General features: G+C 33.2%; 13 protein-coding genes. 5 read left to right on the top strand and 8 right to left on the bottom strand.

The window, feature by feature from the left end:
* Positions 1–710: 710 nt before the first annotated feature.
* Positions 711–926, bottom strand: a complete 216-nt coding sequence (locus ACN19N_RS16090; protein WP_254805642.1) for a hypothetical protein — start codon at positions 924–926, stop codon at positions 711–713.
* A 937-nt stretch (positions 927–1,863) separates the two neighbouring features.
* Between ACN19N_RS16090 and ACN19N_RS16085 the strand changes: the two genes are divergently transcribed.
* Both ACN19N_RS16085 and ACN19N_RS16080 read left to right on the top strand, forming a co-directional pair.
* A complete protein-coding gene (locus ACN19N_RS16085) occupies positions 1,864–2,196 on the top strand; it encodes a hypothetical protein (RefSeq protein ID WP_420002417.1) in 333 nt (110 codons plus the stop codon).
* Between the two features lie 86 nt (positions 2,197–2,282).
* Positions 2,283–2,882: a hypothetical protein gene (locus tag ACN19N_RS16080; RefSeq protein ID WP_420002416.1), complete on the top strand. Its 600-nt coding sequence runs from the start codon at positions 2,283–2,285 to the stop codon at positions 2,880–2,882.
* A 302-nt stretch (positions 2,883–3,184) separates the two neighbouring features.
* Here the strand turns inward: ACN19N_RS16080 and ACN19N_RS16075 are convergent, their stop codons facing one another.
* From ACN19N_RS16075 to ACN19N_RS16065, 3 genes are all read right to left on the bottom strand, one after another.
* Positions 3,185–3,340: a hypothetical protein gene (locus ACN19N_RS16075; protein WP_171327138.1), complete on the bottom strand. Its 156-nt coding sequence runs from the start codon at positions 3,338–3,340 to the stop codon at positions 3,185–3,187.
* A gap of 163 nt (positions 3,341–3,503) precedes the next feature.
* Positions 3,504–3,776 (bottom strand): NadS family protein, encoded by a 273-nt coding sequence (nadS, locus tag ACN19N_RS16070; RefSeq protein ID WP_000369783.1) that lies wholly within the window; start codon positions 3,774–3,776, stop codon positions 3,504–3,506.
* A complete protein-coding gene (locus tag ACN19N_RS16065; RefSeq protein WP_420002415.1) occupies positions 3,769–4,089 on the bottom strand; it encodes a type II toxin-antitoxin system RelE/ParE family toxin in 321 nt (106 codons plus the stop codon). The genes nadS and ACN19N_RS16065 overlap by 8 nt, the downstream gene beginning before the upstream one ends.
* Before the next feature lie 263 nt (positions 4,090–4,352).
* Here ACN19N_RS16065 and ACN19N_RS16060 point away from each other — a divergent pair, with 263 nt between their 5' ends.
* Genes ACN19N_RS16060 through ACN19N_RS16050 form a run of 3 tightly spaced genes read left to right on the top strand, consistent with a single transcriptional unit; the run spans position 4,353 to position 5,869 of the window.
* A complete protein-coding gene (locus ACN19N_RS16060) occupies positions 4,353–4,814 on the top strand; it encodes a hypothetical protein (protein ID WP_420002423.1) in 462 nt (153 codons plus the stop codon).
* Between the two features lie 30 nt (positions 4,815–4,844).
* Positions 4,845–5,411, top strand: a complete 567-nt coding sequence (locus ACN19N_RS16055; protein WP_420002422.1) for a type II toxin-antitoxin system MqsA family antitoxin — start codon at positions 4,845–4,847, stop codon at positions 5,409–5,411.
* Positions 5,408–5,869: a hypothetical protein gene (locus ACN19N_RS16050; RefSeq protein ID WP_420002421.1), complete on the top strand. Its 462-nt coding sequence runs from the start codon at positions 5,408–5,410 to the stop codon at positions 5,867–5,869. The genes ACN19N_RS16055 and ACN19N_RS16050 overlap by 4 nt, the downstream gene beginning before the upstream one ends.
* 167 nt (positions 5,870–6,036) lie before the next feature.
* Here ACN19N_RS16050 and ACN19N_RS16045 read toward each other — a convergent pair whose 3' ends face one another.
* The 4 genes from ACN19N_RS16045 to repM all read right to left on the bottom strand — a co-directional run bounded on the left by ACN19N_RS16045 (position 6,037) and on the right by repM (position 8,972).
* Positions 6,037–6,276 (bottom strand): hypothetical protein, encoded by a 240-nt coding sequence (locus ACN19N_RS16045; RefSeq protein WP_420002420.1) that lies wholly within the window; start codon positions 6,274–6,276, stop codon positions 6,037–6,039.
* A complete protein-coding gene (locus tag ACN19N_RS16040) occupies positions 6,276–7,031 on the bottom strand; it encodes a hypothetical protein (RefSeq protein ID WP_420002419.1) in 756 nt (251 codons plus the stop codon). Before ACN19N_RS16040 ends, ACN19N_RS16045 begins: the two co-directional genes overlap by 1 nt.
* A gap of 396 nt (positions 7,032–7,427) precedes the next feature.
* Complete coding sequence (locus ACN19N_RS16035; RefSeq protein WP_420002418.1) at positions 7,428–7,988, bottom strand: plasmid replication DNA-binding protein; 561 nt, start codon at positions 7,986–7,988, stop codon at positions 7,428–7,430.
* 60 nt (positions 7,989–8,048) lie between these two features.
* Entirely contained in the window at positions 8,049–8,972 is a 924-nt protein-coding gene (gene repM / locus ACN19N_RS16030; protein WP_310525597.1) for a replication initiation protein RepM, read from the bottom strand.

Here is an 8,972-nt window from a genome sequence, read left to right as displayed (position 1 = left end):
CTTATTTATCTACATTATTATTAGTGAATATAAGTCTATATTAATAATTATGTAGATTTATGCAAGGTAAACGTAGTTAAATCTACTAAATATTTTTTGTAGATTTAAGGTAGGTAAACGTAGTCATATTGGTAGGTAAACGTAGTCATATTGGTAGGTAAACGTAGTCATATTGGTAGGTAAACGTAGTCATATCTCTGCTGTATCCCTTTAGAATAAAGGCTTTCAGCATGGCTAAAAGCATTAAAAACATTTAAAAATAATTAAAAGCATTGCCTGGTCAAAATTGCCCTTGGTTTTCGCTTCGCTCAAACTCTATTGAATCTCGCTTTCGCTCGATTCGTGGGGCAATTTTTGGTTCTTACTATCGTGAATTTAAAAAAAAGCAAAAGCACTCGGAATTCGCTTCGCTCATAGAGTTTTATGCTCGCTTCGCTCGGTCTAGGCTCGAATTGAAATATCTATTCATCATTTTTTTAGGATAAAAGTATTTAAAACATGTTTTTCAGAAAGCCGAGGCGCGATTTTTTGTTGTGTCGCTCGTAGACACTCGCTAAATGCTTCTGTTTTGCAGTATTTTAAATTTTTAGCTCTCTAGCTATGTTTCCCTATTTAAAATCTTAATCACGCTCTATGGTCAATTCACTTTGTTTTGAACTGCATTTTTAGATAGGTCAAAGTTTTCTTTGTTTCACTTTTTTCTGTTAATTTCATTCTATGATTTTAAAGTTTTGTCTTTTTGATTGGATCATTTCATTTTTTTTCTTCAATGATGTTTGTTGTTGTAGTTGCTCTATCGCTGCCATACAAAGACTGCAAAAAAATTCATCGTTCTCTGCGTATTCACCAGAATTTATCCGTGAAAATTTTTGATCTTCTCTTCCGCAAAGCGTACAGGTTTTTGGAAAAATGATGACTGGATCCATTGAATCTATCCTCTATTTTTTTGCATTTTTTAATTGTTTTTATTAAAGCGGACTCTAGCAACTTTTCGGGTTTTTAATTTGTAATTTGATCAAGGCTGCGGAACATTCCGCAATTGTTTTTGTCACACACCACGCACCTTACGGTGTTTTCGCCAAAACCTATACTGTGCAAGGCTTGTAGCGGTTTTAAATCATAAAATAAAATGTTTTCAAAAAAGGCGACAAAATGAAGATAAGTAATTGAATATAAATAAAAATAAATGTTTTCAAAAATGCAAATTTTTGAAAACAAAATTTGATGTGAAAATGATGTAAGTAATTGAATTAATATTTAAAAATCTGAAATCATGATTGATTTCAGATTTTCTATAAAAATTAGGTTTAAATAATTGATATAAATAATAAAAGTTGTGAAAACAAGAGTTTTAAAAAGTTATGCAAATTTTTTCGGTTTTTGATGGGATGCAAAAAGTGATTTTATAGATTTTTTTTAGTCATTTTTTATAAATCAGAGGCTAAAGTAGGCTGATAAAAATTCAGAAAATTGAAAGCTAAATTTGAAAGTAGGTATGAAAAAAAATTTAAATTTGGAGTTAGAAAAGTTCCGAATTCAGGTCGGGATTTTTTTAGAAAATTTTTGGCAGTTTCTAAGAGTATTGGATCATTTTTTGGTTTTTTTCTTATGGAAAAACCAAGTATGTAGATTTTTTTATTGAAAGAAATGAGTGCAATATTTCTATTTGGAGCTGCAATCTTTGACGCAATTTTGAGTTCAGTGACGTTCTTTTCTTAACAAATATCTATCTCTGATTGCTGCTTCGCATAAGGCGTATTATGTTAATTTTAGGAAAACTTAAAAGCTACCTACCAATAATAATAGATGTTTTACGCTAACCCGTTATAATTAATGAAATTGTAAAATACTTAATTCATAAATATGACTTACGAAGAAATCAAAGATTTAACGTTGCAACTTTCTTATCGCGATAAACTTCGACTTGCTCAACTTCTCATTCAGCTTGGAAGAAAAGAGGAAGAAGAACAATATGTTGAGAAAGTAAAAGAAGATAATTTAATAGATTTAGATTATGTATCAGAGCGATTACTCAAAAGCCGTCCAAGTAAAGTGAAAAGTTTGGAAAATTTTATTGATGCTATGTTTCAATTCAAAGGAGCTATCTCAGAGGAAGATAGATCATCAATTATTTCCAACTTACAGCAGAAAAAAATTATAAAAATAGAAAAGAATGTAGTGCTCTACTTAATCTAATAGCTGTCATATAGAGTTAGATAATCTAAGTTTGAGTTCGTAAATGCTAATTTTAAAAATATTTTTACTATTTGGATCAATCCTTTATGGATAATAACTTACAGAAATTTAAGAATCTTGTAGAAATAGCAAAAGTAGAATATCAAGATGAACTCAACCGAAATTCAAGATTAGAGGAGAAGGTTGGAAAGTTTTTAATGGTACAAAGTATCGTTATTATTGCTTTCATATACTTAATGCTCTCATCTTTAACTTGGTCAATATTCATAAAAGCTCATATAGTCTTACAGAGTATGTTTGTGTTTTTTAATGTTTTATTTATCCTTTTAACTCTTGCTTGTATTTGTGATTGTTTAAAGGCATTCCAATTAAATAACTTTAAAAGATATGAATTAGGGGAAAGTCTTGAAGATCTTGCTTTTGATGAAGATGAAAACCTTATATCTATGTATTGGCAAGTTTATCAAGCATATAAAGAATGCTTAACATTTAATACAAAACTAATCGAAGATAAGGGCAGATATATTACATCTGCCCTAAGCCATCTATTGAATTGCTGTATACTATTTACAATAGTGACGTTTATGACATTTTTGGGATATATAGGATTAGCTTATGACAACCAAAGTAGCCCGCCACCAATCATCATCCAGCTCAAATGTGAAAAAGGGATCTGCTCTCCCTGAGAGAGACCGAAAAATTAACATGACTCGAATTGCTATGGAGAGTTTTAGCAATAGTCTTATAGAGTCAAAACCTCAAGATCAAAAACAACTTAGCAAATAATTTTATTTATAAAAGACCTCAAATCTGAAGTCTTTTTTATTTCATTTAACATAATGGGCGTTATACGAAATAAATCTTTATTATTTTAATAAAATCAAAATCTTATAAATTTTACATAACCCCAAAAAACACCAAAATGCCGACTCAGAAACAAGTCGGCTGCTTTTTAAGCATTTTTGTCACTTTTAGCCAATAAAATCGGTTAAAAAATACTCAAAATTTCAATTTTTCCTGATTTCTCAATGCCCCAACAACCCACTTTTATCCCCATTTCCTGCGGACAAATATCGGGATAATTTGAGGATATGTCCATGTACGCTATGGCGTACAGCCATTCAGGAAATTCACTAATAGCCATACTCAGTTCAATTTCCTATTATGAACTCATTGAGAACAGGATGTTCCAGATAACAATAAGAAATCAGCGCACCAGGATCGTGAAGCAAGACAGGAGTCATGCTTAACAGCCCAATACGAAAAACCCCGACAGGATGTCGGGGTTTTTTTTATTGCCTAGAGTTTTAAATCAGGCTTGGATGCGCATCTAGAATACGAATCAAGGTTGCTGCTGGCCCTGTTGGATAGCGTCTGCCTTGTTCCCAGTTCTGAAGTGTACGAGGGCTAATATGTAAACGTGCAGCAAATTCGGTTTGGCTCAAACCTGTTTTCTCACGAACTTCTTTAATATCAGGAAGAGTTAGTTCAGTCACTCGACTTGCTTGAACTTCATTACGTTTAATCGCTCCTGCTTCTTTGATCGAAGCAACGAGGTCATCAAATAAGTTATTATCCATGAAATTGCTCCTTCACAAGTTGACGTAGGATAGCGGTCTCTTTATCAGTTAGGTTTTCTTTAACAGATTTAGGAAAAGCCAGTAGCATAAATATCTGATCATCTTCAGTGATCCAGTAATAGATCACACGTATGCCACCACTTTTTCCTTTACTGCCTTGAGCACAACGTACTTTTCGAATTCCACCACCATTTTTTATGAGATCTCCTTTATCTGGCTGAACTAAAAGTTCCTGTTGGAGTTCTCTGTATTCATCATCGGAGACAAGCTCTTTGATTTGCTTGGTGAAAATACTGGTTTCAATGAATAGCATGGGTTAAGTACGTCAATGGCGTACTTTTATTGTAGGGAATATAGTGAAAAAAAGCCAGTTACTAAGCTAATAACGATCAATAACTAAAGATTCGTATAAGAGATTTTATGTCAAATAGAAGACACAATATGTCGCGTTAAATTGACTATTCATAAATTAATCAACACAATATATAGTAATTTGATCAATCTTATCACTTCATACAAACAGTTAAAAAATTGTTAATTTTAGTGAATTTATATATATAGGGTAGACTTACCATAATGGTAACATATACAATTATTAGTAGATACGATGACCTTGGAGATCTAGCTTCATTAAGTACAGATCTGGAAAAACCAAAGCTCATTATTAAGCGAGATAATCCTTTATATGATCCAACAGAAATTTTAACTAAGCTTGACGACCAGTCTTTTAAGCTTTTTACAGCCACTGACAGAAGTCGAAAACAGCTAAATTTTCAACTTAATATCAACATACCAGGTGATTTATCTAAGTTGAAAAGTTATATACGTCTAGCATTAACAGAAGGACGTTATCTTAATTCTCAATGGTGCCATACCAAAGGTATTGCATGGGCTGCATGTGATTCTTATGTGTTTAAACATAGTGAGTACAATGAGCATTCTTATTCATTGAATACATGTGATATTTATTTAAAGATTGCCTTAAATAAAAAAGGGCAAGCTCTTTTAATTATCTCAGCTCATCTTGGTACGTATTGATTTTTACTTAGTCATGGAAAGGGGCTAACCATGTCGAATAGAACTTGTGAAATGTGTGAACAAGGGCTACTTATAAAAACAAATGTAATTGATAATGTTGATTTTAAAGGCAAAGTCTTACGTGTTCATAGCGTTCATTTGCAATGTAATTTCTGTGGATGTATTGAATTAAGTGATGAATACGCTAAAGAAAATAACAGGGCTTTAAACTTAGCTAAAAAAGAAGCGTTTGATTTATTAGTGGGTGAAAAAATTCGGCAAATTAGAGAAAAATTAGGTCTTACCCAATCTGAAGCTAGTATCCTATTTGGTGGAGGTAAGTTGGCTTTCACTAAATATGAACATGATGATGTTATACAATCAAAAGCTATGAATACTTTGATTGAGGCAGCAGATCAGGTTCCTGAATTTTTTAAATATTTAGTAGCGAACTCAGAACTTTCAGCTTCGTCTAAAGAGAAATTTCAAGATGACTATGTTGATATGCATCTAAATGTAGATTATCGAGAAAGACCAAGTTTATATGTAATGAGTAATTTACATAACTTTGAAACAGATGCTAATGGGTATATTGAATTAAAAGAAGACGCTGCATGAGTAAAGTAATGTCTCCAATTAATGAAGCTCTCGAAAATATTTTATTAAAGAATATTTTATTAAAGTCTATTAATGCGGAAAATCATCACTTTGATGTAGAGCTAAATCCAGATATTAAATATAAAGTTTTATTGAAGCATAAGGTTATTCAATCTTCTTTATTAGAAAACACTGATCATTCACAGCATTTATTACGTGTGTTATTAAGCTATGGTGTGAAATGGGTATCAGAAGAAGATTCTTCTAAAGAATTAGCAATTATTGAAGCTAATTACATGGCTGAATATAAACTTAAAAAAGTAATATCTGATGATGCTATTGACGCTTTTTGCTTGAAAAATACAGGTCATAATGTTTGGCCTTATTGGAGAGAATTAGTTTCAACTACTACTCAAAGATTGGGTCTACCTCATTTAACATTGCCATTGCAAAAACCTGTTAAAGCTAAAGAAGATTAGCCTTATATATTCAAAAATATTTTTAGTTAAAAAAAGCCCAGATATATGATCTGGGCTTTTCTATTTCACATAACAGCTATTACGTTAAGTAAAAAAGTACATTGGTGCATCTAACAAAAAATAAATCTAAGTGCGGATATAACCACACTTAGATTTAGCTAAATAATCTAATTTCCTTCGTCTTCGTCTTCGTCTTCGTCTTCGTCTTCGTCTTCGTCTTCGTCTTCGTCTTCGTCTTCGTCAATATAGCCAGTTCCACCACAAGGAGCGCAGAATTGATCTTCTTGGGTACCTGTACCTACACAATCTTCACATTGACCACCATCAAAATCGTAGCCACTACCGCCACAAGATGAACATGTGATATCTCGCTCACCTATACCACGACAGAACTTACATCCTTTCATTATGCAGCTCCTTTTACTGTTAAAAGTGGATTTGCTGTGGCAGTAAACTTAGTAAAACTAGATATATGTTGTTTAAAGGAGTCCATATCATCTGAAATGAAAAATTGTTGATCCTGAGGTAAAAAATCGTTGAGATTTTCCATCCAAATCATATGAAATACTTCAATTTTTTCTTTATCGATGGACTTATTAAAACACTCATAGATATCAATATTAACTAAGTCATTATTGTCAATTTGACTGAAATAATTGTGAGCGATCGGAAGAATTAAAATTCTAGGCCAATTCGCATCATCTATAGCATGACGATAAATGGACTCAAGAATTACACCGTATTGCTTAGACTTTAAAAGCTTAGGATTTGGTTTCGGTAACTTTAAGTCCTTGATAGCTCGCATATGTTGAGGTGGCATAATGGAACGATAAGTAGCTCTAAAGAACATAATTGAACTAGTTAGATGGCTAATCAGGGAGACACATCTTTCTAATTTATCTGTCGTTATACTTGGATTATTACGAATATAAAGATCATGAATTTTTTGACGAGCTTTTATGGGATCTGATATGAGATGCTCGGGTTCTGCCTTCTTCAAATCCTCGTATGTAGAATAGCCTAAAGAAACTGCTACAACTTGTAATAGCTGTTGACGAGTTAAAGGCGAATATGAAGATGGAAGTAAGCCATAAAGGTGACTTGCTTGAGAAATGCGTGTTAACGCATCAACTTGTGCTTCAATAAGATCAAGACGTGGCATTGCATATTCCTTAGAGTTTGAGAAAAACCTAGGAGATATGCTAAAAGCTAAACAAGCCTCACTAGGTTCTTCATTGTTAAATGAAAAACTACTAATGATTTAGTTTGCTTAGCTGAAAATATTATTCAAACTAGAGACTAAACTTGGTTCATTTCTTACCAAATAGAGTGTGGATTTAATTTAAGAAAGTTTTGCAATAAAGTCAAACATTAGAATAACTCAATTTTATTTTTTAACTTATCTAAAATTAACATAATACCGCTTATGCGAAATACTTGAACTTTTCTTTTTCGTATCAATATCTTAAAGTAAGCCGTTCCTGAGTTCAGCGCACTGGAACGGCTTTTTCGTGATCTTTCACGTTCCACGCCTATTCCGTGATCATTTCTCTATATTTTAATCATAGGGTCTAAAAAAACGACTCCAAAATCCTCTTTTCTCAGTCTCTGGTTCAATGTGTTCAGGCACAGGAATCCGCTTATTTTCAGTCTCTTTCCTAGTAGTCAATCCGTCATCTTTCGGCTCAGTAGTATCTTGTTCTGGTTGTACTGGAGCAGTACTTGTCTGGATAGCTTCTTCCTTCTTCGCTTCGGTGATTGGTTGTTCAGGCTGTCCTTTAAACTCAATTCTATGCGTCAGATCCTCGATATGCTGCATCAAAGCCTTTTCTCTTTGGTTGGCTAAATCCAACTGATTTTTGAGTAAAGAAATTTGATCTTTTAATACAGTTTCGACTTCTGATTGGACGTGTACATGTACATCCTTCTGTACGTGTTCAGTACGTGTACTAGACTGAACACCTGAAGGATTTCCATAAACTCTGATAAGTTCAGATAGGTCTATAAGGCCGTCATGATCCCTTGATAATTCACCATTTTTTATAGCTTCATATATTGTTGTTCGTGACTTTTTAAAGGCTTTACTGGCGTCCATAACGCTAAATTTGGTTGTGTTCAATGTAATCCCTCAGTGCATGTACAAGGATGTTCGCCTGAACATCCTACCTGAACATGAAGTTTATTTTGTGTTAAATCCTACTTTTTTAAGATATGGTAACAGTTCTTCAAATTTATTCTGATCTTGCAGCATTTCTACAATTCGAACTGCAAATTGCGCATAGCTTTCCGTACCTTGAGAATATTTATTCATGTCTGGCAGTTCAGAAAGCTTATTAGCAAAGATGTGACGTTGCTTATCAGTCAATTTTGAGAAAAGATCAGTTGGACTAGGGTTTTTACTATCTGTTGTAACTACTTTCTTTTGTTTAAACGTGAATGAAAAGCCTGAAATGTTACGGCCTTTTTTATGTTGCTCACATTTAACTTTAATGTCTGTGTGCTCGTTAATTTGAGCAATAGCTAGATTTAATACCCGATCTTTAAAATTCCCCATCCTTGTGTATTCATCATCGAGAACACCTATTTTTTGTCTGAATTCGGCTAGTTCAATAACAGGTGTTTGCCCTGTACTACGCCAAGCAATCAATAATTCGTATAAACGTACAGCATAAGCACTACTAAGTTCGCTAATTTGTTGCAGCTCGTACTTGGTGAATTGTTCTTCCAAACGTGTAATCAAGGGAACGATAGCTGGTGCAAATATCAACTTTACTGTTGCTTCATCATCGATGTATCGAATTTCACTAACCCAACGGCTTAGAACATTCTCAACTTTTCCTCTTTTGTTGATCTCTTGATAGCTAAATTGTCGGGCGAATAAGTCTTTGCACGCATCTTTAAGAGCTTGATAGGCTGTTTGTCTTGCAACATTAAATTGGTTTACATAGCTCTCTGCATGAACCTCTAAGGGGTCATTTGCATTTATACCTCTACCACTACCTCTTGCTTCGACAATAGCCAATAGGATTAAACGTTGTTCTACTAAATCCAAGTTATAACTAGCATTAATTAAGGCATTATCTTTAACAACTAAATCCCGCAT

It is taken from the genome of Acinetobacter sp. LF10 (genome assembly GCF_048585715.1).
Lineage (GTDB): Bacteria > Pseudomonadota > Gammaproteobacteria > Pseudomonadales > Moraxellaceae > Acinetobacter.
The sequence above is the reverse complement of the archived record's forward strand: the minus strand, read 5'-3'. Positions and strand labels throughout refer to the sequence as shown.